The following is a 225-nucleotide window of genomic DNA, read 5'->3' as shown; positions in this document are numbered from 1 at the left end:
TTAACCACTACACCACGGGACCATTTGGTTGCGGGGACAGGATTTGAACCTGCGACCTTCGGGTTATGAGCCCGACGAGCTACCGTACTGCTCCACCCCGCGATGATATAAATAGCTTGGCGACGTCCTACTCTCACAGGGACAAGGTCCCAACTACCATCGGCGCTAGAGAGCTTAACTTCCGTGTTCGGTATGGGAACGGGTGTGACCTCTCTGCCATCATCA

General features: G+C 54.7%; 1 tRNA gene and 1 rRNA gene. Both read right to left on the bottom strand.

What is annotated here, in order from left to right:
* Positions 1-25: 25 nt before the first annotated feature.
* Positions 26-102, bottom strand: a tRNA-Met gene (locus tag MR170_RS31810).
* Positions 103-114: 12 nt separating this feature from the next.
* A 5S ribosomal RNA gene (gene rrf / locus MR170_RS31805) occupies positions 115-225 on the bottom strand; the annotation flags it as partial.

Source organism: Bacillus cereus group sp. BfR-BA-01524 (genome assembly GCF_022662595.1).
Lineage (GTDB): Bacteria > Bacillota > Bacilli > Bacillales > Bacillaceae_G > Bacillus_A > Bacillus_A thuringiensis_S.
Note: the sequence above shows the minus strand (reverse complement) of the source record. Positions and strands in the feature narration are given on the sequence as shown.